The following is a 24515-nucleotide window of genomic DNA, read 5'->3' on the forward strand; positions in this document are numbered from 1 at the left end:
CTGAATCGGGCTGAGGGTGGCGCAGGTCGCTGGCCAGAGGAGTGTTTTCATGACGCGCCCCAGGCGTTGGACCACCGCTGTGCTCGATACTCAGGCAGCCGGCGGGTGGGCCGTGATCCACAGTGATCAGGGTTTTCTGCTCGACGACAACGGTGCGATGTTTCCCCGGGAATGGCTCAAGCGTCAGGAACTGCCATTGATCAGCGAGCACGGTATCGGCCATTTCGATGGCGAGCCGGTCTACGTTTACGTGCTTGAACACCCGGTTGAGTTGGAAGGCACACGTTGGCAGACGCTGCGCCAATTCATGCTGGGGGACGATGCTGACCTGTTTCAGGTGCTGGGCTATGCGGCGCAAATCAGCACCTGGGCCAAAGAACATCGCTTTTGCGGAAACTGTGGCAGCCCGAACCTGCAGATTCCTGGCGAACGCGCGATGCATTGCTCGCGGTGCGACCTGCGGGCCTATCCGCGCATTTCGCCGAGCATGATCGTGCTGATCACCCGGGGCGACGAAGTTCTGCTCGCCCGTTCGCCGCGCTTCGTGACGGGGGTCTACAGCACCTTGGCGGGGTTTGCGGAGCCCGGTGAGTCGGCCGAAGATTGCGTGCGTCGCGAAGTCATGGAAGAGGTGCAGATCAAGGTCAAGAACATCGAGTACAAGGGCAGCCAATGCTGGCCGTTCCCGCACTCGATGATGCTGGGCTTCCACGCCGAATACGACAGCGGCGAGATCGTGCCCCAGGTTGATGAGATCGAAGACGCGCAATGGTTCAGCATCCACGACATGCCGCCGTTGCCGGCCAGTCGTTCCATTGCGCGGTATCTGATCGATCTCTATCTGGCCAAGCGTTTGGGCCTAGTGGAACCAGTGTTGCCAGGCCAGGCGGACAGTCAGTCCTAACACAACGGTGATGAAGACAGGGCGGATGAATTTGGCGCCGCCCTGAATCGCCGTTCTTGCCCCGAGAAACGCTCCTACCATCAGCGCCGATCCCATCACCAGCCCGATGGCCCAGTCCACCGAGCCGTTGATGGCGAAGATGCTCAGCGCCGCTGCGTTGCTGACGAAGTTCATGCTGCGCGCCACGCCGCTGGCTTTCACCAGGTCCACCGGATACATCAGCAACGTGCTGACCGTCCAGAACGCGCCGGTGCCGGGGCCAGCCACGCCGTCGTAGAAGCCCAGCCCCAAACCTTGGGGAAGCTGCCACTTGGTTTTGATCGGCGCGTTGCTGTCCAAGGGTGCCTTGGGCGTGCCGCCGAACAGCAGGTAAAGGCCGCAGCCGAAGACGATCACCGGCAGCATCTGATTCAGCAGCTCGGCGGGCAGGTAGTGAGCGATCACGGCACCCACCAGCGCACCCATGGCCGTGCCGATCAGCGCGCGGGTCCACTGTCTGGGGTGGAACAGTTTACGACGATAAAACGTGAACCCGGCAGTGGCGGAGCCGAAGGTCGAGCTGAGCTTGTTGGTGCCCAGCACCAGATGCGGCGGCAGGCCAGCGGTGAGCAGAGCAGGGGTGGTCAACAGACCCCCACCCCCGGCAATGGCATCGATGAACCCTGCCACAAAAGCGACCAGGGCAAGCACCACGAGGGTGGTGGCATCTACGGAAAGTTCGAACGGCATGGACAGGGCTTACTGGGCAGACGGGCAGAATGGCTGCCCGGAAGCGCGGCATTCTACCGGTAAGCCAAGCGAGGTGCAGGCCGATTCCTTTGTGTCCGCCCGAATATCGGCTCTGAAATGCCGAACCTGTCGGAACTGGCTTGCCTGCGATCTGACGCGAAGCTGCAGCAAATCGGGCATCTGCGGTGGGTCAGGTGTATGAAGTCGCCGGGGTTCGCTACTGCTTCGCAGTAGATCGTAGGCAAGCCAACTCCCACGGCCTTCGGCCAGAATCAACAGCTTGGACCTCACCAGGCACGTGCTTCTGCCGAAGGCGTGGGTGTGCCGGGGTGGCGTTCCACCTTGCTCGCGATCTGTTTCTGCCGCGTAGCGGCAGCAAAACCGGGCACCTGGGTGGTGTCAGGCATATCGCGTCCGTCGGATCAGCGACTGCTGCGCAACCGATCGTCTGATCGCAGCCCGGAGCAAGCTTGCTCCTACGCCTTCGGCAGGAGCGCGCTAGCGTGAGGTGTGTAGAAGCAGGGGTGGCGGACGCAGCATGGCTTTTGATTCTGGCCGGAGGCCGTGGGAGCTGGCTTGCCTGCGATCTGGCGCGAAGCGGCGGCAAGATCGGACGCCTTGGTCGTAACAGGCAAACCGTGCAATCAGGTTTTGCTGCTGCTTCGCAACAGATCGTCTGATCGCAGCCCGGAGCAAGCTTGCTCCTACGCCTCCGGCAGAAGCGCGCCAGCGTGAGGCATGCAACCTTGCCTCCGACAGAAGCAGGCCGGCAGTGCGATCCGAATTTTAAGTCCGGCCGCAAATGGAAGCGGCCATCCACATCGTCAAATATCCGAAACCTTCACCCAACGCATCTCCTTCGCCGCCACGCGAATCGCCGTGGCCAGGCGCTCCACTTCCAGCGCCTCGGCAAAATCCGGTCCTTCATTGCCTTTGCCCGTCAGCGCTTGAATCAGCGCGTGGACTTCCAGTGTCTTCAATTCGTTGTATCCCAGCTGATGCCCCGGTGCAGGGCAGAACGCTGCGTAGCCGGGTTGCGTGGGGCCCGCCAGAATTCGCTGAAATCCATCCCGCCCCGGCGCGCCTGCCCGGTACAGGCGCAGCTCATTGAGACGCTCCTGATCGAACGACAGCGTGCCCAACGTGCCGCTGATCTCGAAACTCAGATGGTTCTTGTAGCCGTGCTTGAGCCAGCTCGTGCCAAATGTACCCCGTGCGCCATTGGCGAAGCGCAGCAAGGCATAGGTCTGGTCGTCAATGACAATGGGGCGCTGTTCCTGACTCCCTTGTGTCGCTGGCCGTTGCGCGTGGACGGTCTGCGAATCTGCGGTCACGGCTTCGACATCGCCCAACAGGTACCGCGCCATCGCCAGCAAATGGCTGCCGAGGTCCGCCAGGGCACCGCCAGCGTGGGCCTGCTCACAGCGCCACGACCATGGCTGCTGCGGGTTGCCCATGAAGTCTTCGCTGAATTCGCCCTGAAAACTCACGATCTGACCCAATTCGCCGCTCTGAATCATTTCGCGGGCCAAGCCGATGATGGGGTTGTGCTGGTAGTTGTAGCCGACGCGGGTCACGACCCCGGCCTTCTGCGCCGCGCTCTGCATCTCGCGGGCCTGCTCCAGACTCACCGCCAGCGGCTTCTCGCAATACACCGCCTTACCGGCTTCGAGCGCCGCCATGGCCATGGGGAAATGCAGGTGATTGGGCGTGGTGATCGCCACGAGATCGACGGCGGGGTCGCTGATCAGCTGCTGCCAGTCGGCATGGCTGCGGTCGAACCCCCAGGACCGCGCGCACTGCTCGGCGCGGGTCGCATCGGCGTCGGCCAGTGCGGCGAGTTTGAGGTTGACGGGCAGGTCGAAGGTGGTGCGGGCATTGTGAAAGGCCAGAGCGTGTGCTCGCCCCATGAAACCTGTACCGATCAAGCCTACGCCCAGATCCGGAAGCGACGATTCGCGCATGACAGCGTCCTTGAAGGAATGTTGTTGTGCGGAAAATGTATTCGCTGAGGGGGATTGATGGAATCTTTATTCCATCAAATACACCTCAGATTCGCCTCAGTGAGGAGTGACTGGCCTGACGCAAGCTCAACTGTGGGAGCGAATTCATTCGCGAAGGCGGTTCATCCGACGCAGGTGCATCGTCTGGACGACCATTCGCGAATGAATTCGCTCCTACAGGGGATCACCGACAGGGCCGAAGGCGATGGTCAGGACAAAAAACCGCCATCGACATTCAACGCCACGCCCGTGGTGTAGCTCGACGCATCGCTGGCCAGGTACAACACGGTCCCGGCCATCTCGCTCGGGGCGGCCACGCGCTTGAGCGGGATCTGCGCCAATGCGGTTTTCAAAATGGCTTCGTTGCTCACCAGCGCCGAGGCGAACTTGGTGTCGGTCAGGCCCGGCAGCAACGCGTTGCAGCGAATCCCGAACTGCGCGCATTCCTTGGCGAAGACCTTGGTCATGTTGATCACGGCTGCCTTGGTCACCGAATAGATGCCCTGGAACACCCCCGGTGAAACGCCGTTGATCGAGGCCACGTTGATAATGCTGCCACTCCCGTGTTCGCGCATCAGCTTGCCCGCTTCCACCGACATGAAGAAGTAACCGCGAATGTTCACGTCCACGGTTTTCTGGAAGGCTCCGAGGTCGGTGTCCAGTACGTTGCAGAATTGCGGGTTGGTGGCCGCGTTGTTGACCAGAATGTCGAGGCGTCCAAACTCTTCACGAATACGTGCAAAGACCCCGCTGATCTGTTCCATCTCGCCAATGTGGCAGGCAATCGCCGTGGCCTTGCCGCCGTCGGCGATGATTGCGTCAGCCACGTGCTGGCAACCGTCAAGCTTGCGACTGGAGACGATGACGTGGGCGCCTTGCTGAGCCAGCAGTTTGGCGATGGCTTCGCCGATGCCACGGCTGGCGCCGGACACAAAGGCGATCTTGCCGTCGAGGTCGAACAGTTGAGTCTTGGACATGTTGTCTTCCTTATCCTGTCGCGAAAGGGTTAAGCGCCGTCAGAGGCTAGAGCGGTCAATCACCTGCAAGGCCATGTGTTCCAGCAGTTTGTTCATGTGAATGAACTGGGCGAAACGCTTGTCCTGAGTCTGGCCGTGGAAAAACCGGTAATAGATTTGCTGGACGATGCCTGCCAGACGGAAAAGCCCGTAGGTGTAGTAAAAGTCGAAGTTATCGATGCGAATCCCGGAGCGTTCGGCGTAATACGCGACGATTTGCTCGCGGGTCAGCATGCCGGGTGCGTGGCTCGGCTGGCGGCGCATCAACTGAACTGGGGCGGGGTCATCGGCCTGAATCCAGTAGGCCAGGCTGTTGCCCAGGTCCATCAGCGGGTCGCCCAGCGTGGTCAGCTCCCAGTCGAGCACGCCGATGATCTGCATCGGGTTGTTCGGGTCGAGGATTACGTTGTCGAAGCGGTAATCGTTGTGCACCAGGCTTGAGGTCGGGTGATCAGCGGGCTTTTTGTCGTCGAGCCAGCGCGCGACTTTTTCCCAGCTCGGCGCATCCGGGGTGCGGGCCTTTTCATAGCGCTCGGCCCAGCCACGAATCTGTCGCTCGACATAGCCCTGCGGTTTGCCCAGATCGCCAAGGCCGCACGCCGTGTAATCCACCTGATGCAAGTCCACCAGTTTGTCGATGAAGCTTTTGCACAGCGCTTCGGTCTGCGCGGCATTGAAATTCAGTTCGGCAGGCAGCTCGGCGCGCAAAATGATGCCCTTGACCCGCTCCATGACATAAAACTCGGCACCAATCACCGAGTCGTCGGTGCAGTGCACGTAAGCCTTGGGGCAATAGGGGAAGGCGTCTTTGAGCTGGTTGAGAATGCGGAATTCGCGACCCATGTCGTGGGCGCTTTTCGCTTTGTGGCCGAACGGCGGGCGACGCAAGACGAATTCCCGCTCGGGGTATTTCAGCAGGTAGGTCAGGTTGGACGCGCCACCGGGAAACTGGCTGATCTGCGCGGTGCCGCTCAGGCCCGGAATATGGGTCTTGAGGTACGGATCGATCAACGCGGCGTCGAGTTCTTCGCCGGATCGAACCTGGGTGGACTGGTCGGTGAGCGCCATGCTTATCCCTGTTGTTTATTTTGGAGGGTCATGATCATTGACTAATCTAATGCGCGCGCCGCCTGCCGGACAAGCCGTGCCGGGCCTTATTGGCGAGCGTGTTACGGGTCAATCAGCCGCTTTGATCCGGGTATCCGGAAACCATGGAGCAAAAAAAACCGAAGCCCGGAAGCTTCGGTTTTCAGGATTCACATCGCAGCTCGTGGTGAAACCTGAGTTTTATGACGGGAACAGCTCGCTCAATTTCATCGCCAGCATCATGTCGCCCTCGGCGCGCAGTTTGCCGCCCATGAAGGCCTGCATGCCGTCGGTCTCGCCGCTGACGATGCCTTCCAGGGTCTCGCCGTCCATGACCAGGGTCACTTGGGCGTCAGGGTTTTCGCCTTCCTGCAGCTCGCAGGTCTTGTCCTTAACGATCAGCGAAAAGTTCTTGGTTTCGTCGATACGGAAACCGAACACCAGGTCCAGGCCCGCAGCGGCTTCCGGGTTGAACTTGGCTTTCATGGCTTGTACGGCGTCGGCTACGGAGGTCATGGGGTCATCCTTTTATATGAGTGATTGCTGGCACCTTGCGGGTGCGATTGGCCGGGCTCAGCGGTAGGTGATGAGCTCCGGCGCCTTCATCAGTTGCAGGTGCGCAAGACTGTTGAAGGAAGCCAGGGACACCTCGCGACCCCGAAATTTCAGGTGGTTGAGCGAGGTGTTGACGATTTGCCAGTTGAGTTCGAATGCCTGAGTTGCAGGCATCTGGGTGATCAGGTGGAGCAGGGCGGTGATGGTGCCCCCGGAGGTGAACACGGCGATGCGGTCGTTGTGGCTGGCGCTGTCGAGAATCCGGTCGAGGCCTGCCTTCACCTGTTCAACGAACGCCAACCAGCTCTGCAGCGCCGGGGTGTCGTGCTCGCCGCCGAGCCAGCGACCGACGATCAGCGCAAACAGGCGCTGAAACTCAGCGCGGTTGTGCGCCGCATTGCGCATGATCTCCAGCGCTTGCGGCTCGTCGCTCATCATCGCGGGGAGCAGGGCGCGGATCACCGCTTCGGCGTCGAATTCGTTGAAGGCGGTGTCGGTTTCCAGCGGGGGCGTGGTCAGGCCTGCGGCATCCATTTGCGCCAGCGCCGTTTCGGCGGTGTGGCGTTGACGAAACAGGTTGCCCGATAGGCAGCGATCAAACGTCAGACCCAACTGGGCCAGGTGCGCGCCGAGGACTTCGGCCTGGCGATAACCGGTCGGCGACAGAACGTCATAATCGTCCGCACCAAAGGAAGCCTGGCCATGTCGTATCAGATAGATGCTGCCCACGTCCGCGTCGTCCCGGTACGTTGAAAGTGATGGGAGGTTATGAGGACGGTGCAGGGTCTGTCAATGAAAAAACATACGCTTGTTTGAATTGTTCGATTGTCTCGGTCTTTGACGGTTGTGCGACTGGCTCGGCGCAAGGCACGCCGGTATGCTGGGCTCATTCGCGATCCTGTCCCGGATCAGACGTACAGGTAAGGAGTTTCTGTGGAGTTCATGTTCGATTACGCCAGCTTTCTGGCAAAGACCGTCACGGTGGTGGTCGCGATTGTCGTGGTGCTGGTCGTCATCGCGTCCATGCGCGGGCGCGGTCGTCGTGGCGGCGGGGGTCAGTTGCACGTGACCAAGCTCAATGATTTCTACAAGGGCTTGCGCGACCGCCTTGAAGGCTCGTTGCTGGACAAGGCCCGCCTCAAGGCGCTGCGCAAGGCTCAGGCCAAGGAGCAGAAGAAGGACAAGAAACAGCCGGTGGTCAAGCCGCGCGTCTATGTTCTGGATTTCGACGGCGACATCAAGGCCTCGGCCACCGAGAGCATGCGCCACGAGATCACCGCACTGTTGACCCTCGCCACTGACAAGGACGAAGTGGTGCTGCGCCTCGAAAGCGGCGGCGGCATGGTGCACAGCTACGGCCTGGCGTCGTCGCAACTGGCGCGGATTCGTCAGGCGGGCATCCCGCTGACCATCTGCATCGACAAGGTCGCGGCCAGCGGCGGCTACATGATGGCCTGCATCGGCAACCGCATCATCAGCGCGCCGTTCGCCGTGCTGGGCTCGATTGGCGTGGTGGCGCAATTGCCGAACGTCAATCGCCTGCTTAAAAAGCACGACATTGACTTCGAGGTGCTGACTGCCGGCGAATACAAACGCACGCTGACCGTGTTTGGCGAAAACACCGAGAAGGGCCGCGAGAAGTTCCAGCAGGACCTGGACATCACCCACGAGCTGTTCAAGAACTTCGTCGCCAGCTACCGCCCGCAATTGCAGATCGATGAAGTGGCCACCGGCGAAGTCTGGCTGGGCATGGCCGCCAAGGACAAACAGTTGGTGGATGAGCTGAAGACCAGCGACGAGTACTTGGCCGACAAGGCCAAGACTGCCGAGGTGTTCCATTTGCACTATGCCGAGCGCAAGAGTTTGCAAGAGCGTGTTGGGCTGGCGGCGAGTGGCTCGGTGGATCGTCTGGTGACAGGTTGGTGGAGCCGGTTGATGCAGCAGCGGTTTTGGTAAGGAAATTTCGGGCGTTCGTTTAACCCTGTGGGAGCGAATTCATTCGCGAGAGGTCGTTATGATCGACATGTCTCTGTCAGATGTACCCTCGCATCGCGAATGAATTCGCTCCCACAGATTCTTCACATACCTTCAGATAGGCTGCGTCCGCCCCAAAAAAAGCCCCGGCTTCTCTCGAAGTCGGGGCTTTTTGTTGCTCGCCTTTCAGCGTCGAATCAACGACGACGGAACAGCGGCAAAGGCTCGTCAGTGGCAGCCTGATAGGTCACGGAGAAGTCTTTGAGGCTTTCCAGCGCCTCATACGGGTCTTTGTCCGCGCGAATGGCGAAGGCGTCGAAGCCGCAACGGCGCAGGTAGAACAGCTGATCGCGCAACACGTCGCCGATCGCCCGCAGTTCGCCCTTGAAGCCGTAGCGGTCGCGCAGCAGGCGCGCATTGGAGTAGCTGCGGCCGTCGGTGAATGCCGGAAAGTTCAGGGCAATGACCTGGAACTGGCTGGCGTCCTCACCGATTTCCTCGGCTTCCTCGTCGGCGTCCAGCCACACGCCAAGGCCACCATCGCGGGCCTTGAGCGCATGGCCGTGGTCACGCCACAGCGCCAGCGGCACGATCAGGTCGTCGCAGTTGGACAAGCCGTCAAGGGTGGTGTCCTTCGGCAGCAGGTGCCAGGTCTCGTCGATGACTTCGTTGTTCTTAATGATTCGCTGCATAGACGCGCTCCTTGAAAGGGTCGATGCCGATACGCTGGTACGTGTCGATGAAACGCTCGTCTTCGTTGCGTTTTTCGACGTAGACGTTGATCAGCTTCTCGATTACGTCCGGCATGGCGTCCTGTGCGAACGACGGGCCAAGAATCTTGCCCAGGCTTGCATCCCGGCTGGCGCTGCCGCCCAGGGAAACCTGATAGAACTCTTCGCCTTTCTTGTCCACGCCCAGAATGCCGATATGGCCGACGTGGTGGTGGCCGCAAGCGTTCATGCAGCCGGAGATGTTCAGGTCCAGCTCACCGATGTCGAACAGGTAGTCCAGGTCGTCGAAACGGCGCTGGATGGATTCGGCGATCGGGATCGACTTGGCGTTGGCCAGTGAGCAGAAATCACCGCCAGGGCAGCAAATAATGTCGGTCAGCAGGCCGATGTTCGGGGTCGCGAAGCCTTGCTCACGCAGCTCGCCCCACATCGCGAACAGTTGGCTCTGCTCGACGTCGGCCAGAATCACGTTCTGCTCGTGAGAGGTGCGCAATTGGCCAAAGCTGTAGCGGTCGGCCAGGTCGGCGATACCGTCCAGCTGCTTGTCGGTGACGTCGCCCGGTGCCACGCCGGTGGGTTTCAGCGACAGGGTCACGGCCGCGTAGCCCGGCTTTTTATGGGCCAGGACGTTACGGGTGCGCCAGCGGGCGAAACCAGGGTGTTCTTTGTCGAGCTGAGCCAGTTCCGCGCTGTGGTCAGCGAGGGCCTTGTACTCGGGGTCGACGAAGTGCTTGGCGATGCGGTGCACTTCAGCTTCGGTCAGGGTGGTCTGGCCGCCGCGCAGGTGAGCCATTTCGGCCTCGACCTTTTCAGCGAAGACTTCAGGCGTCAGGGCCTTGACCAGAATCTTGATGCGAGCCTTGTACTTGTTGTCACGACGGCCATAGCGGTTGTACACGCGCAGGATGGCGTCGAGGTAGCTCAACAGGTCTTGCCACGGCAGGAATTCGTTGATGAACGCACCCACCACCGGCGTACGACCGAGGCCACCACCGACCAGCACGCGGAAGCCCAGCTCGCCTGCGGCGTTCTTGATCGGCTCCAGGCCAATGTCGTGCACTTCGATGGCGGCGCGGTCGGACGTCGAACCGTTGATCGCGATCTTGAACTTGCGCGGCAGGTAGGCGAATTCCGGGTGGAAGGTCGTCCACTGACGCACGATCTCGCACCATGGGCGCGGGTCAACCAGTTCATCGGCAGCGACGCCAGCGAATTGGTCCGTGGTGACGTTGCGCAGGCAGTTGCCGCTGGTCTGTATCGCGTGCATCTGCACGGTGGCCAGTTCGGCGAGGATGTCGGGGATGTCTTCCAGCGCGGGCCAGTTGAACTGCACGTTCTGGCGGGTGCTGATGTGCGCGTAGCCTTTGTCGTAGTCGCGGGCGAGTTTCGCCAGCATCCGTGTCTGACGCGAGGTCAGTTGTCCGTAAGGCACCGCCACGCGCAGCATCGGGGCGAAGCGCTGGATGTAGAGGCCGTTTTGCAGGCGGAGCGGGCGGAACTCTTCTTCGCTGAGTTCGCCGGCCAGATAGCGGCGGGTCTGGTCGCGGAACTGCTTGACGCGGTCCTCGACGATCCGCTGATCGTACTCGTCGTATACGTACATGGTGGTCCTGTTCTCAGGCGGTTCACTGCTGTCCGGACGATCTGAGAGGCGATGCGATGCCGCCTGCATTCAGGATGTCCCGACAAATCTGCGCGCACGGTCGCGCAGCCTCAACGAGGCCGGGCGGAGGTTACCAGTTTGTGGATATGCGCAAAAGTGATGTTTGAATATAAGCAAAGAACCGAACGTGCTAAGCGCTTCGTCAGCTGCTCATGCCCCCACTTGTGATAAGGGCACGCCTCAACTTTACTCACGAGACAGCCGGGGTCAACCGTCTCCGGCGGGCTGGATCTGCAATCACCCATAAGACCGACAAGAGGCGATGCAATGAGCAACCACCACCCTAAAACTGCCAAGTCCGACAGTCATGTAGATGCCTGGGCGATTTTCTTTCTCATCGTACTCGTCGTGGGGGCCGCCGTTTTCTGGGTCAGTCACCAGTAGCTCGGACACCGGGCTGACGAGGGGTACAACTTACCCGGCCGCTGCCGATAAGGTATAAGCAGACCTGTGCAAGGTCGTCTGCATACTTTATGGCGTTGAGGCTCGGTGTCCATGATCAGGTTTTTCAGTGGCTGCCTCATTGGCGTCGTGGGCTGGCTGTGGCTGGGCGGTGCCTGGGCCGCGTCGGTTGTGTTTCTCAATCCGGGTTCGGCGCCTGATCCGTACTGGAACAGCTATTCCCGATTCATGGAGGCGGCTGCCAGCCGCCTTGGGATGGACCTGACCGTCTATTACACCGACCGCGATACGCGGACTTTGCTGACCCTCGCGCGCAACGCGTTGCAGGGCAGCCCGCGTCCGGATTATCTGGTGTTTTCCAATGAGCTGAATGTGGCGCCGGAGGTGCTCCGTCTGTCCGTGGGCAGCGGCGTGAAACTGCTGGCAGTGAATAACACGTTCACAGACGACCAACTGGCCATTCTCGGCGACCTGCACAGTCGCTACCCGGATTTCCTCGGCAGTGTGGTGGCCAACGACGAGGAGGGCGGGTATCTCGTCGCCAAACGTTTGATTGACTCGCATCCTCCGGTGCTGCCCGGCCAGACCATCGACATGCTGGCGTTTTCCGGCACCAACAGCACGCCGGTGTCGTTGCAGCGCGAGCGCGGCCTTTATCGCGCCTTGGCCGAACACCCGGAGATACGTCTTCGGCAGATCGTCCTTGGGGGCTGGCGCCGAGACCGGGCGTATGAGCAGGCGCAAGTGTTGCTCAAGCGTTACCCGAACGTGCACCTCATCTGGACCGCCAGCGATCAGATGGCGTTTGGCGTCATCGATGCCGTGCGCGAGGCCGGCAAGCAGCCGGGGAAGGACGTCTGGCTCGGCACCATCAACGACTCCACCGCCGCCTTGCAGGCTTTGCTGGAAGGCCGACTGACCGTCGTGGCGGGCGGGCATTTCACCTTGGGCGGCTGGGCGCTGGTGCTGCTGAATGATTATGACCATACCGATCCCAAGGCCCGTCAGGCCATCGGCTCGTGGATCGTGCGCGCGATGCAGGTCAGGGAGCGCAAAGACAGTGTGCACTTCATGCAGGCCAATGCCCGCGACGACTACGACATCGACGTGAGGGATTTTGTCGGTGGCCACAGCCCGGCAGGCGTGACGTACCCCTTCGTGCGGCTGGAAACGTCCAACTGAGCGGTGTAGTCAGTTCAGCGCGAAATACAACGCCAGTTGCACGATGCCCAGAAGTGCCAAGGCGAATATCGCCGTGAATGCCACGCCCAGGATCACGAAATGCGACGGCTTGCCATGGGTAAAGTCCCGCGCCCGGTTCTTGTGGCTTTGCACGCCAAAGGCTGCCGCCATGACGCTGTGCAGCATCTGCCAGAAAGTGGGTGGTTTGGGATCTTCGGGGTGTTGAGGGGAATCGTTGGATGAGGGTTCCATGACATCCTCCATGAGACTTATCTGGAGAATAGACCGGGTGTTCGCTGCACGCTTTCGATTCTGGCCGCAGGCCGTAGGAGCTGGCTTGCCTGCGATCTGGCGCGCAGCGGCAGCAAACCTGATAGCCCGGTCTTCCTGACACACCGTGGTGGCCGTATTGACGACTGCTGCGCAGCCGATCGCAGGCAAGCCAGCTCCTACGCCTTCGGCAGAAGCAGGCTTGCGCGGGAGCGACTTTACTCGTCATACCCCAAGTTCGGCGCCAGCCAGCGCTCGGTCACGCGCATTTCCTGGCCTTTGCGGGCGTTGTAGCTTTCGACTTGATCCTTGTCGACCTTGCCCACCGCAAAATACTGCGCCTGCGGGTGAGCGAAGTACCAGCCGCTGACCGCTGCTGCCGGGAACATCGCGTAATGCTCGGTCAGGAACACACCGCTGATGCCCGGTTTACCCTCACCCTGGGTCGGGTCGAGCAGGTCGAACAGCACGCCTTTCTCGGTATGGTCCGGGCACGCCGGGTAGCCGGGGGCAGGGCGGATGCCGACGTATTTCTCTTTGATCAGGTCTTCGTTGTCCAACTGCTCTTCAGAGGCGTAACCCCAATACTCTTTACGCACTTGCTGGTGCAGCCACTCCGCGCAGGCTTCGGCCAGACGGTCCGCCAGTGCCTTGACCATGATCGCGTTGTAGTCGTCGCCTTTGTCCTGATACGCCTTGGACACCTCTTCCGCGCCAATGCCCGCCGTGGTGATGAAGCCGCCCACGTAGTCGGTTACGCCGCTGTCCTTCGGCGCCACGAAGTCGGCCAGCGAGAAGTTCGGCTTGCCGTCGGTCTTGATGATCTGCTGACGCAGGTGGTGCAGCTTGGCCAGTGGCTTACCATTGTCGTCGAGCAGTTGAATGTCGTCGTGGTCCACCTGATTCGCAGGCCAGAAACCGAACACTGCGCGGCTGCGGATCAGCTTCTCGTCGATCAGCTTGCGCAGCAATTCCTGAGCGTCGTTGAACAACGAGGTCGCGGCTTCACCCACCACTTCGTCGGTAAGGATGCGCGGGTATTTGCCCGCCAGGTCCCAGGAGATGAAGAACGGCGTCCAGTCGATGTAATCCACCAGCACGTTCAGGTCGATGTCTTCCAGCACCTTGACCCCGGTGAAGGTCGGCGTGTGTGGCTGGTAGGCCGCCCAGTCGAACTGCGGCTTCTTGGCGATGGCCGCGCTGTAGCTCAGGCGCTCGGTGCGGGCGCTGCGGGCCGAGGTGCGTTCGCGGACTTCGACGTATTCGGCGCGAGTCTTTTCGATGAAGCCGGCTTTCAGCTCCTTCGACAGCAACTGCGTCGCCACGCCAACGGCGCGTGAAGCATCGGTGACGTAAATCACGGCGTCATTGCTGTACTTCGGTTCGATCTTCACCGCCGTGTGCGCCTTGGACGTGGTCGCGCCGCCGATCATCAGCGGCAGGCTGAAGTTCTGACGCTGCATTTCACGGGCGACGTGGACCATTTCGTCAAGCGACGGGGTGATCAGACCGGACAGGCCGATGATGTCGCACTTCTGTTCCTTGGCAACTTGGAGGATTTTTTCCGCAGGCACCATCACGCCAAGGTCGACGATGTCGTAGCCGTTACAGCCCAGCACCACGCCGACGATGTTCTTGCCAATGTCGTGCACGTCGCCTTTCACCGTGGCCATGAGGATTTTGCCCTTGGCCTCCGGCTTGTCGCCTTTCTCTTCTTCGATGAACGGGATCAGGTGCGCGACTGCCTGCTTCATCACGCGGGCGGATTTCACCACCTGCGGCAGGAACATTTTGCCCGAGCCGAACAGGTCGCCGACCACGTTCATGCCTGCCATCAGCGGGCCTTCGATCACTTCGATCGGGCGTGCAAACGACTGGCGCGACAGCTCGGTGTCTTCGACGATGTGGGTGGTGATGCCCTTGACCAGCGCGTGCTTGAGGCGTTCGTTGACCTCCCAGCCGCGCCACTCTTCGGTCTCGGCTTCCTTCACCGAACCGTCGCCCTTGAACTCGTCGGCGATGGCCAGCAGCTTCTCAGTGCCTTCTTCATCAGCGTTGAGCACCACGTTTTCCACCGCTTCACGCAGCTTGGCCGGGATCTCGTCGTAGATCTCCAATTGGCCCGCGTTAACGATGCCCATGGTCAGACCGTTGCGGATTGCGTGCAGCAGGAACACCGAGTGAATCGCCTCGCGCACCGGGTTGTTGCCCCGGAACGAGAACGACACGTTGGACACGCCACCCGAGGTCAACGCATACGGCAGCTCGTCGCGGATGTAGGCGCAGGCATTGATGAAATCGACCGCGTAGTTGTTGTGCTCTTCGATGCCGGTGGCGATGGCGAAGATGTTTGGGTCGAAGATGATGTCTTCCGGCGGGAAGCCCACTTCGTTGACCAGGATGTCGTAGGAGCGTTTGCAGATTTCTTTCTTGCGCGCCTCGGTGTCGGCCTGACCCGCTTCGTCGAACGCCATCACCACCACAGCGGCGCCATAGCGCTTGCACAGCTTGGCGTGGTGGATGAACTGCTCGACGCCTTCTTTCATGCTGATTGAGTTGACGATGCCCTTGCCCTGAATGCACTTCAGGCCAGCCTCGATCACTTCCCATTTCGAGGAGTCGATCATGATCGGCACGCGGGAGATGTCCGGCTCGCCTGCGATCAGGTTGAGGAAGGTCACCATGGCCTTCTTCGAGTCCAGCATGCCTTCGTCCATGTTGATGTCGATCACCTGGGCACCGGCTTCGACCTGTTGCAGGGCGACTTCCAGCGCTTCGGTGTAGTTGTCTTCACGGATCAGGCGGGCGAAACGGGCGGAACCAGTGATGTTGGTACGCTCGCCGACGTTGACGAACAGCGAGCTGCGATCAATGGTGAACGGCTCCAGGCCCGAGAGGCGACAGGCTTTGGGGATCTCCGGAATGACACGCGGCGGGTACTTGGACACCGCGCTGGCAATGGCCTTGATGTGCGCCGGGGTGGTGCCGCAGCAGCCGCCAACGATGTTGAGGAAACCGCTCTGGGCGAACTCTTCGACGACCTTGGCCATCTCGGCAGGCGACTCGTCGTACTCGCCGAATTCGTTTGGCAGGCCAGCGTTCGGGTGCGCGGAAACCTGGGTTTCGGCCTTGTTCGACAGCTCTTCCAGGTACGGGCGCAGTTCGCTGGCGCCCAACGCGCAGTTCAGGCCTACGGAAATCGGCTTGGCGTGGCGCACCGAGTTCCAGAACGCTTCAGTGGTCTGGCCCGACAGGGTGCGGCCCGAGGCGTCGGTGATGGTGCCGGAAATCATGATCGGCAGTTCGAAGCCGATCTCATCGAACACGCCTTGCACGGCAAAGATCGCGGCCTTGGCGTTCAGGGTGTCGAAGATGGTTTCGATGAGGATCAGGTCTGCGCCGCCTTCGATCAGGCCTTTGGTGGCCTCGGTGTAGTTCTCCACCAGTTCATCGAAGGTGACGTTGCGGTAGCCGGGGTTGTTGACGTCGGGCGACAGCGAGCAGGTGCGGCTGGTCGGGCCAAGCACGCCCGCGACGAAGCGCGGCTTGTCCGGGGTTTCCAGGGTCTTGGCGTCGGCGACCTTGCGCGCCAGGCGTGCGCCTTCGACGTTCAGCTCGTAGACCAGCGCTTCCATGCCGTAGTCGGCCTGGGACACTTGGGTGGCGTTGAAGGTGTTGGTTTCGAGAATGTCCGCGCCAGCATCGAGGTATTCCTTCTCGATGGCGCCGATGACGTCCGGCCGGGTCAAAACCAGCAGGTCGTTGTTGCCCTTGACGTCGCTCGGCCAGTCAGCGAAGCGCTTGCCCCGGTAGTCTTCTTCCTCCAGGCGATAGCTCTGGATCATGGTGCCCATGCCGCCATCGAGAATCAGAATGCGTTCCTTGAGAGCTTGTTGAAGTGCTTGAAGACGCGCGATGCGATCTGACATTGGCTTACCCGGACGAAGAAATACAAAAAAAGGGGACGCTGAAAGGTGCGAAATAATAGCAAACCTGTACGGTTTTAAACCGTCGCAGGATTTAGATGAATTCTGTTCATGTTGATGGCGGCTCGCCACGGGTAGAATCGTCGCAGGTTTTTTCTATCAGGACGTCCGTTCCATGTTGCATCGCGTGTTCGCCACGGTGTTGGCCCTTCTGTTATGCGGTGCAGCGTTCGCGCAATCACCTCTTCCGCCGTCCTCTGTTCCCCATCCCGCCATTTCCTACAGCCGGGACATCCAACCGATCTTCACCGAGAAATGTGTAGCCTGCCATGCCTGCAACGACGCGGCCTGTCAGTTGAACCTGGGCAGCGGGGAAGGCGTGTTGCGCGGGGCGTCCAAGGTGCCGGTGTATCAGGGCGAACGCAGCCAGGCGATTGCGCCGACACGGATCTTCTACGACGCCGAAGGCCCTGAAGCCTGGCGCAAGAAAGGCTTTTATTCGGTGCTGGACGGCCAGAGCAATCAGGCGGCGCTGATGGCCAAGATGCTGGAGTTCGGCCACAGCGCGCCGCTGGTGCCTAACGCCAAGCTGCCGGACGACATCGTGCTGGGGCTCAACCGCGAGAACATGTGCCCGTTGCCGCAGGAGTTCGACGGCTACGCCAAGTCGCACCCTGGGCAGGGCATGCCATTGGCGGTCACCGGTCTGAGCGACGCGCAGTACACCACGCTGCAAACCTGGCTGGCCCAGGGCGCGCCGGTCGAGCAAACACCGGTGCAGCCGAGCGCGGGGGAAGCGGCGGAAATCACCGAGTGGGAAAACCTGTTCAACCGGCCCGGTTCGACCGAGGCGCTGGTGGCCCGCTGGCTGTACGAGCACCTGTTCCTGGCACACGTCTATTTCACTGACGGTGAGCAGGGGCATTTCTTCCAGTGGGTGCGTTCACGGACGCCAAGCGGCCAGCCGGTGGACCTCATCGCTACCCGCCGTCCCGATGACGATCCGGGCACCACCTTCTATTACCGCCTGATGCCCATTCAGGGCGTCATCGTGCACAAGACCCACATCATCTACCCGATGGGGCCGCAGAAACTGGCGCGGGTGAAGCAGCTGTTTTACAGCGGCGACTGGCATGCCACGCAGCTGCCGGGATATGGCCCTCAGCGTCGGGCCAACCCCTTCGACACGTTCAAGGAAATCCCCGCCGTGGCGCGTTACCAGTTCATGCTGGATAACGCCGAATACTTCGTGCGCACCTTCATTCGCGGGCCAGTCTGCCGAGGCCAGATCGCCACCGACGTGATCCGCGACCATTTCTGGGCGCTGTTCCAGGAGCCCGCCCATGACCGCTACATCACCGACGCGGTGTATCGCGGCAAGGCCACGCCGTTGCTGGCGATGCCGGGGCAGAACGACGACGTCGGCAGCGTCCTGAGCCTGTGGCACAACTACCGCGACAAGCGTAACGCCTATGAAGACCTGCGCAGCGATGCCTACGCGCACATGCCGCCACCGGGCTGGGCGACGCTGTGGGCGGGCAACGACAATGCCTTGCTCACGATTTTCCGTCACTTCGACAGCGCCACCGTCAACAAGGGCCTGATCGGGGACCTGCCGACCACGGTCTGGCTGTTCGACTACCCGCTGCTGGAACGCACCTATTACCAGTTGGTGGTGAACTTCGACGTCTATGGCAACGTGTCCCATCAGGTGCAGACCCGTCTGTATTTCGACCTGATCCGCAACGGCGCAGAGGTTAACTTCCTACGTCTGATGCCGGCCGACAAGCGCGACGACATCCTCGGCAGTTGGTATCAGGACAGCGGCAAAGTGAAGATGTGGCTGGATTATCAGGCCATCGACGACGACACGCCGACCGGCCTGAAGCTGGACGAAAAAGATCCCAAGCGTGATTTCGAACGCAAGTTGATCGAGCGCGCCGGAACACTGAACGCAGCCCCTGACCCGATCAACCGCTGCACCGGCGCGTACTGCTCGCGTCCGGGTGTAGGGTCGGTATTCAGCGATGTGGAGCAGTCGTTGAGTCGTCTGGTGTCGCGCCCGGCGGCGGGCTTGCGCGTTATTGACCAGCTGCCGGAAGCGACGATGCTGCGGATTCAGGACGGCAACGGAAAACGCGTCGTCTACAGCCTGCTGCGCAACCGCGCCCACAGCAACGTCGCCTTCCTGCTCGGCGAGGCGTACCGCTACCAGCCGGGGCTGGACACGCTGACGATCTACCCGGGTGTGTTGAGCAGCTACCCGAATTTCATCTTCAACGTCCCGGCTAACGAAGTGAACGCCTTCGTCGACGCAATGGAGCAGGCCCGCGAGCACAGGGCAGCTTTCGAGAAGATCGTCGAGCGTTGGGGCGTGCGCCGCAGCCATCCGCTGTTCTGGACCTACTTCCATGACCTGGACCGCTACATTCAGGAGACCGAGCCGCGAGAAGCGGGGGTGTTGGATATGAACCGGTATGAGAATCTGTGATACGCGGAATGTAGGCAGAACCTGACACCCCGCGATCACCTGTGGGAGCGAATTCATTCGCGAGGCGATGTTTCAGGCGATAGAGATGTATCGCCTGTCTCAGTCATTCGTCCGTGCGCCCGGAATGAATTCGTTCCTACATTTTTGTGCCTGACGCAATTCCCGCCTCGTCCCCATGAGTGCGGGATGAAACCCGAAAACCCTTATAAAACATGGCCTGCAGCCATTATGCAGCCCGTCAGTCCTGCCGAACCTTTTTGCAAAACACGCAGTCGGACCCCGTAAGCCGTTCCTTCATCGTGGGCGTTTTTGATGTCCAGGGGCGTGGGTCAAACCCGAGCAAGCAAGAGGTTACAGATGTTGATTTCGGTTCAAGCCCTGCGGGCACTCGCCGCGTGGGTCGTTGTGTGTCACCACTTCATGCAGATTTTTTTCGACTTTCATCCCAGCGGCCCGATCGGCCGGTTTTTCACTGAAAAAGGCGCCGTCGGCGTCGACATCTTCTTCGTCATCAGCGGTCTGGTGATTTACCTCTCGACGGTGGACAAAGACATTCCCGTCCGCCGCTTCATGCTTAACCGTATCATCCGCATCGTCCCTGCTTATTGGCTCTACACGCTGGTCATGGGCCTGCTAGTGGTGGTCGCGCATCCGCTGCTGCCGCATCAAGTGGTCGACTGGCAGAGCTTCATTCTGTCGCTGATGTTCATCCCCTCGGAAAACCCCGGCGGCTACGGGCTGTATCCGACGCTGAACGTGGGTTGGACGCTGAATTACGAGATGCTGTTTTACGTGCTGTTCTCGATGGTGTTCCTGTTCCAGCAGCGCCTGCGCCCGCTGATCATCGCCGCCGCACTGTTTGCCTTCACCGATGTGCTGGGCCGATCTGGTCTGATCAGCCGGTTCTACGCCAACGACATCGTGTACGAATTCCTGCTCGGGATCGGCATTGGCGTCATCTACCGCCGGGGCTGGATCACCGAGCGTCTGTGGTTGCCGTTGATGGCGATTGGCGGGGCGCTGTTGACGATCAAGCAGTTGCCACCGGACGTGCGCATCATCAATTGGGGCCTGCCGAGCGCGGTGATCGTCGTGGCGTGCATTTCCCTGGAGCCGTACCTGCGTGGCAGCCGATTGCTGAAAACCATGGGCGATTGCTCGTATTCGGTGTACCTGCTGCACGTGCTGGTGCTGTACGGCGGCTGGCTGGCGACCGAGCGTTTCGGGCTGAACCCGTACGTGGCGTTCGCGGTGTGCGTGCCGGTCATCGCGCTGGGTGCGTGGCTCAGCTATGAGTGGATCGAGAAGGGTCTGTATCGCCGCATGAAGGGCTGGCTGGACAGTCGCCGGGCGCTCAAGGAGGCGGCTGCGCTGTCGTGAAGGGCGGGGTGAAAGGCGGGATGAAAGTGGCTCGCACTTGCATTACCTGACCGATTTACTAGGACTTTGTCAGTTGCCGTGGAATGGCGTAAACTCCGTCCCACGTCTGCGAGGAATTTTCATGACCGCTATTACTATTACCGATGCCGCCCACGATTATCTGGCCGATCTGCTGCAAAAGCAGAACACCCCCGGCATCGGCATCCGCGTGTTTATTACCCAGCCTGGCACCCAATACGCTGAAACCTGCATCGCCTACTGCAAACCGGGCGAAGAGAAGCCTGAAGACAAGGCCATTGGCCTGAAGAGCTTCACGGCGTGGATCGACTCTTTCAGCGAAGCGTTTCTGGACGACGCCGTGGTCGATTATGCGACCGACCGCATGGGTGGCCAGCTGACGATCAAGGCGCCGAATGCAAAGGTGCCGATGGTCAATGCTGACAGTCCGATCAACGAGCGCATCAATTATTACTTGCAGACGGAGATCAATCCGGGACTGGCGAGTCACGGCGGGCAGGTTACGCTGATTGATGTGGTTGAGGAAGATGAGGCGAACATTGCTGTGTTGCAGTTCGGTGGCGGTTGCCAGGGCTGTGGGCAGGCGGATGTGACGTTGAAGGAAGGGATTGAGCGTACGTTGCTGGAGCGGATTCCCGAGTTGTCGGGTGTGCGTGATGTGACGGACCATACTCAGAAAGAGAATGCTTACTACTGAGTGGTCTTCGCGGTAGTCGAAAGCTCCGATTCGGTCGGGGCTTTTTTTATGCGTGGCGTTTGGGGGATTGAGGTGGGGTACGGTAAGGGCGGGTGTGTTGTGTTCTTGGGTATGGGGGCATATCCGGTTTTTCCGTCGCGGCTGGCTAAGGTTCCGCCCTTACGGCGGGTCACTTTTGGCAAGAGCGCCCCAAAAGTAACCAAAAACGCTTTGCTCCTGGTTTGGCCCTGACTTCGTCAGGGTTCCCTCACTCCGGCGACGCTCCGTGGGCCCGCCGCGAAGGGCCATCCATGGCCCAGCGCGGCTCTCGCGGCATCCATGCCGCTCGACCCACTCCGCGCCGCCTGCGTTCGGCCTGCACCCAAGTCGCGTTCTGCGGCGTCTGGACTGGCGCGCAAAAGAGCTTTTCTGGCTGGAGCTAACGCTCATCGCGGGATAAGGGTGTATGCACGGCTTCGCTCCTTGCACGATCTTCAAACTGTGGGAGCGAATTCATTCGCGAAGAAGGTTCAGACGATGGAGATGGGGTGGCTGTACCGGCCCATTCGCGAATGAATTCGCTCCCACAGGACTGGCTTCTTCCATCCGGCCGCGGCACACGTTGATCCTTGTAGGAGACGCCGGAGGTTACGACGGCAGCGAAGGCGGACGATCAGACGACCCCCGTTTCGCAGGCCTCAGATGAAATCTCATGGCCTGTACACGTGCGCATGCCCTGCGCGGTACAGCGATGATTCGCCAAAGGTGTCGTTGCCGAGCACGCGTCCCACGAGGATCAGTGCCGTTCGGCGAAAGCCTTTAGCGGCGACTTTGGCTTCGATGTCGGCGAGGGTGCCGGTGACCCAGTCCTGATCCGGCCAGCTGGCGCGGTGGACGACGGCGATGGGGCAGTCTTTGCCGTAGTGGGGGGTGAGTTCAGCGACGATTTTGTCGAGGTTGTTCACGCCCAGGTGGATGGCCATGGTGGCAGTGTGTCGCGCCAGTTCGCCCAGTTCTTCGCCTTCAGGCATGGCGGTTTTGTCGCCGTAGCGGGTGAGGATGACGCTTTGCGAGATGTCCGGCAGGGTCAGTTCGGTGCCGAGCAACGCGGCGCAGGCGGCGGTCGCGGTGACGCCGGGGATGATTTCGAACGGAATGTTCAGCTCGCGCAGGCAGCGAATCTGCTCACCGATGGCGCCATAGAGGCTGGGGTCGCCGGAGTGGACGCGGGCGACGTCCTGGCCTTGTGCATGAGCAGATTTCATCAAGGCGATGATCTGTTCGAGGTGTAATTCGGCGCTGTTGGTCACTTGGACGGCTTGATGGCCGTCCAGGACGGCTTCTGGCACCAGCGATCCAGCGTAGACGATCACCGGGCACGTGCGGATCAGGCGCTGCCCCTTGACCGTGATCAGGTCGGGGTCTCCGGGGCCTGCGCCGATGAAGTAAACGGTCATGGAATCTCCAACGTATAGCGGGGTTGATCCTCTGTGGGAGCAAATTCATTCGCGAAGGGTCGGTACAGCCAATACATCTTTAGCGCCCGAACCGCTTCGCGAATGAATTCGCTCCTACAGAGACTGCATTGCCAAATGCGTCATGGACTGGCGGCCAACGCAAACGTGGCCCGTGAGCTGTTTCGCCGTTCGATCACCAATCTTGCCGACGACCCGCCCAACCGCGCCGCCATCGCCAGTGCCGCACTTTCAGCCACGCCGTAGCAGCCGGTGCTGTCGAACGCGATCTGCGAATGATGACTCAGCTGCGGCTCGAACGCTGTCAGTTCTTCGGCGCTGAAGAACGCCAGCGGCAGGTCCAGCCGTTCAGCCAGTTCCAGCAACCCCGCCTCTGACGCTTTGCTGTCGATAGAGGCGAGGGCGGTGATGTCGGACAGCGACAAGCGATGTTCCAGCAGGCTGACTTCGATCAACCCTTGCAGCACCGACGCCGGGCAATCGCGCTGGCAGCCGAGGCCGATCACACGAATGCCCGGGTTCATCAGGCGTGACTCAGCTCGGTTGCGGTCAGTTGCGCGTTGTGACGACGGAACAGCCAGGCGCTGATCAGGCCCATCGCGACCCAGAATGCCGCGTTGGTCAGCAGCGAAGCGATCTTGAACTGCGCCTCCAGCGCTTCAGGGGCCAAGGCCGAATGAACCTCCGGCTGCGGCGCGCCGATCACGTGGGGCACGACCAGGATCGCCGCGCCCAGCACTTTCAACAGCCAATGGCGGGCGAAGACGATTAGCGCCAGGCCGACGGCCGTCGAGGCCGCTGTGCTCACCCACCAGGTCTGGCGCAGGGTCAGGTCGGCGGCGGCGGTGCCCGGTAATTCAGGCGGCAGGCCCAAGGTCGGCGCGAGAACAAACACCGCGAACCCGGCCAGCCCCCACAGCGCGCCTTCACGAACGCTGTTTGGCGTGCGCAGTGTGTACAGCGCCGCGAGCATCAGGGCGAAACCGACCGCGACCACCAGGTTGCCGCCGGTCGTCGACAGCACACGCTGCCAGCCGTCTTCCGGCTCCCAGGCTTCTTCGTCGTGAACGTGGGCCGCAATGGCGCCGTCGCCATGCGCGTGCTCATGCACTTCTGCAGCGGCAGGGGCGTGTTCGTAGGTTTCCGCTTCGAGGATCAGCGGCGCGACCCAGAAGCTTTGCAGCAAGGTCAGCAACAGGGCGGCGAGCAGTCCGGTGAAACCGGCCGTTTGAGCGATTCGCTTGAACATGGCGGCAGGTCTCAGTGGCAAGGGAAGGCGGAACTGTGACGGGTGTCGTGGGCAGCGTTGTGCACGGCGGCGATGTGCGAGAAACCGGCGAAGTAGACCAGGCAAGCGCCGAGAATCATCGCGCTGATGGCGGCGGTGAGGCGTTGGCTTTGGGTGCTGGCAGTGCTTGCGGATTGGGATGTGGTGCTGATCGACATGGCGCTTCCCTCTAAGGTGTCGGCGAAGGGAAGGCGCAAAGCAAACCACTGACCAACGTCAGTAGCCAACTCAACAGCGCCCGCCCACCGCGGGTTTGTTATATGAATGTGTCGGGCCGGTCTCCGGGCTTGCGAGGGGCAGTGGACCTGCCGTCAAGAATCGCCTTCCCGTGCCGCAATGGCACAGTGGATCTGATTCTTCGCTCGCTTACCGTTGCGGGGGCAGCGCCGGACTTGCACAGACAAGAGGTCTGCACGCACCGGTTTCCCGTTTCACCCTGTGAAGGGCACCCGTAACAAGGCGTGTAGGAGACCACGGCACAGGGCGTCAGTCAATTGCGCAGGATGAGGGTGGCGTCCCTCCTGTGGGCGCGAATTTGTTCGCGAGACGTCAGTACATCCGACCTATCTCTGTCGGCTACACGATTTTTCGCGAATGAATTCGCTCCCGCAGGATTTTCGTAAGCCGGAAGGCCTATCGAACATCGATACCTCGCCGCCCGTTTCACGACCCCAACATCCCGGAAACGACACCGCTCGCCATCGTGACTTGCGCATTCGTCCATATCAAATATAAATAGAAACATA

20 protein-coding genes and 1 riboswitch are annotated in these 24515 nt (G+C 60.9%); of the genes, 6 read left to right on the plus strand and 14 right to left on the minus strand.

The window, feature by feature from the left end; translation table 11 throughout:
- Positions 1-49: 49 nt before the first annotated feature.
- The gene (gene nudC / locus ACIQAL_RS15155) at positions 50-904 is read left to right on the plus strand and encodes an NAD(+) diphosphatase (protein ID WP_401146697.1); all 855 of its coding nucleotides are present in this window, start codon (positions 50-52) and stop codon (positions 902-904) included.
- Here nudC and ACIQAL_RS15160 read toward each other — a convergent pair.
- From ACIQAL_RS15160 to ACIQAL_RS15185, 6 genes are all read right to left on the minus strand, one after another.
- A complete protein-coding gene (locus tag ACIQAL_RS15160; protein ID WP_401146699.1) occupies positions 860-1633 on the minus strand; it encodes a TSUP family transporter in 774 nt (257 codons plus the stop codon). The genes nudC and ACIQAL_RS15160 overlap by 45 nt on opposite strands.
- An 824-nt stretch (positions 1634-2457) precedes the next feature.
- Positions 2458-3597, minus strand: a complete 1140-nt coding sequence (locus ACIQAL_RS15165; protein WP_401146702.1) for a Gfo/Idh/MocA family protein — start codon at positions 3595-3597, stop codon at positions 2458-2460.
- A 248-nt stretch (positions 3598-3845) separates the two neighbouring features.
- Positions 3846-4613, minus strand: coding sequence for an SDR family oxidoreductase (locus tag ACIQAL_RS15170; RefSeq protein ID WP_401146704.1), 768 nt, complete (start codon positions 4611-4613; stop codon positions 3846-3848).
- A 39-nt stretch (positions 4614-4652) separates the two neighbouring features.
- Positions 4653-5720, minus strand: coding sequence for a phosphotransferase family protein (locus tag ACIQAL_RS15175; protein WP_401146707.1), 1068 nt, complete (start codon positions 5718-5720; stop codon positions 4653-4655).
- A gap of 219 nt (positions 5721-5939) precedes the next feature.
- Positions 5940-6254 carry an SCP2 sterol-binding domain-containing protein gene (locus tag ACIQAL_RS15180; RefSeq protein WP_166595529.1) on the minus strand — a complete coding sequence of 105 codons (315 nt, stop codon included), beginning with the start codon at positions 6252-6254 and terminating at the stop codon, positions 5940-5942.
- Between the two features lie 57 nt (positions 6255-6311).
- Positions 6312-7022 carry a histidine phosphatase family protein gene (locus tag ACIQAL_RS15185; protein WP_401146711.1) on the minus strand — a complete coding sequence of 237 codons (711 nt, stop codon included), beginning with the start codon at positions 7020-7022 and terminating at the stop codon, positions 6312-6314.
- A 204-nt stretch (positions 7023-7226) separates the two neighbouring features.
- Between ACIQAL_RS15185 and sohB the strand changes: the two genes are divergently transcribed.
- Complete coding sequence (gene sohB, locus ACIQAL_RS15190) at positions 7227-8249, plus strand: protease SohB (RefSeq protein ID WP_401146714.1); 1023 nt, start codon at positions 7227-7229, stop codon at positions 8247-8249.
- A gap of 215 nt (positions 8250-8464) precedes the next feature.
- Here sohB and ACIQAL_RS15195 read toward each other — a convergent pair whose 3' ends face one another.
- Entirely contained in the window at positions 8465-8959 is a 495-nt protein-coding gene (locus ACIQAL_RS15195) for a DUF934 domain-containing protein (protein WP_166595532.1), read from the minus strand.
- A complete protein-coding gene (locus ACIQAL_RS15200) occupies positions 8943-10601 on the minus strand; it encodes a nitrite/sulfite reductase (protein ID WP_401146717.1) in 1659 nt (552 codons plus the stop codon). Before ACIQAL_RS15200 ends, ACIQAL_RS15195 begins: the two co-directional genes overlap by 17 nt.
- A gap of 555 nt (positions 10602-11156) precedes the next feature.
- Here ACIQAL_RS15200 and ACIQAL_RS15205 point away from each other — a divergent pair.
- Complete coding sequence (locus ACIQAL_RS15205) at positions 11157-12245, plus strand: ABC transporter substrate-binding protein (protein WP_401146720.1); 1089 nt, start codon at positions 11157-11159, stop codon at positions 12243-12245.
- 9 nt (positions 12246-12254) lie between these two features.
- Here the strand turns inward: ACIQAL_RS15205 and ACIQAL_RS15210 are convergent, their stop codons facing one another.
- Positions 12255-12497 (minus strand): DUF2970 domain-containing protein, encoded by a 243-nt coding sequence (locus tag ACIQAL_RS15210; protein WP_401146723.1) that lies wholly within the window; start codon positions 12495-12497, stop codon positions 12255-12257.
- A 236-nt stretch (positions 12498-12733) separates the two neighbouring features.
- A complete protein-coding gene (gene metH / locus ACIQAL_RS15215; RefSeq protein ID WP_401146724.1) occupies positions 12734-16444 on the minus strand; it encodes a methionine synthase in 3711 nt (1236 codons plus the stop codon).
- Between the two features lie 172 nt (positions 16445-16616).
- On the opposite strand from metH, the gene ACIQAL_RS15220 reads away from it, so the two are divergent.
- The 3 genes from ACIQAL_RS15220 (at position 16617) to nfuA (ending at position 21027) form a co-directional block, all read left to right on the plus strand.
- Positions 16617-18932, plus strand: a complete 2316-nt coding sequence (locus ACIQAL_RS15220; RefSeq protein ID WP_401146726.1) for a fatty acid cis/trans isomerase — start codon at positions 16617-16619, stop codon at positions 18930-18932.
- Positions 18933-19289: 357 nt separating this feature from the next.
- A complete protein-coding gene (locus ACIQAL_RS15225; protein WP_401146728.1) occupies positions 19290-20312 on the plus strand; it encodes an acyltransferase family protein in 1023 nt (340 codons plus the stop codon).
- 121 nt (positions 20313-20433) lie between these two features.
- The gene (gene nfuA, locus ACIQAL_RS15230; protein WP_120126365.1) at positions 20434-21027 is read left to right on the plus strand and encodes a Fe-S biogenesis protein NfuA; all 594 of its coding nucleotides are present in this window, start codon (positions 20434-20436) and stop codon (positions 21025-21027) included.
- Between the two features lie 689 nt (positions 21028-21716).
- Here the strand turns inward: nfuA and cobM are convergent.
- From cobM to ACIQAL_RS15250, 4 genes are all read right to left on the minus strand, one after another.
- On the minus strand, positions 21717-22463 hold the full coding sequence (cobM, locus tag ACIQAL_RS15235) for a precorrin-4 C(11)-methyltransferase (protein WP_401146729.1): 747 nt from the start codon (positions 22461-22463) through the stop codon (positions 21717-21719).
- 140 nt (positions 22464-22603) lie between these two features.
- Positions 22604-23005, minus strand: coding sequence for a cobalamin biosynthesis protein (locus ACIQAL_RS15240; RefSeq protein ID WP_401146731.1), 402 nt, complete (start codon positions 23003-23005; stop codon positions 22604-22606).
- Positions 23005-23730, minus strand: a complete 726-nt coding sequence (locus ACIQAL_RS15245; RefSeq protein ID WP_401146733.1) for a CbtA family protein — start codon at positions 23728-23730, stop codon at positions 23005-23007. Before ACIQAL_RS15245 ends, ACIQAL_RS15240 begins: the two co-directional genes overlap by 1 nt.
- An 11-nt stretch (positions 23731-23741) precedes the next feature.
- Positions 23742-23927, minus strand: coding sequence for a CbtB domain-containing protein (locus ACIQAL_RS15250; RefSeq protein ID WP_166598057.1), 186 nt, complete (start codon positions 23925-23927; stop codon positions 23742-23744).
- A 96-nt stretch (positions 23928-24023) separates the two neighbouring features.
- Positions 24024-24237: riboswitch (cobalamin riboswitch) on the minus strand.
- Positions 24238-24515: the final 278 nt, after the last annotated feature.

The sequence above is a fragment of the Pseudomonas sp. NPDC088368 genome, assembly GCF_044753445.1.
Taxonomy (GTDB): domain Bacteria; phylum Pseudomonadota; class Gammaproteobacteria; order Pseudomonadales; family Pseudomonadaceae; genus Aquipseudomonas; species Aquipseudomonas bambusae.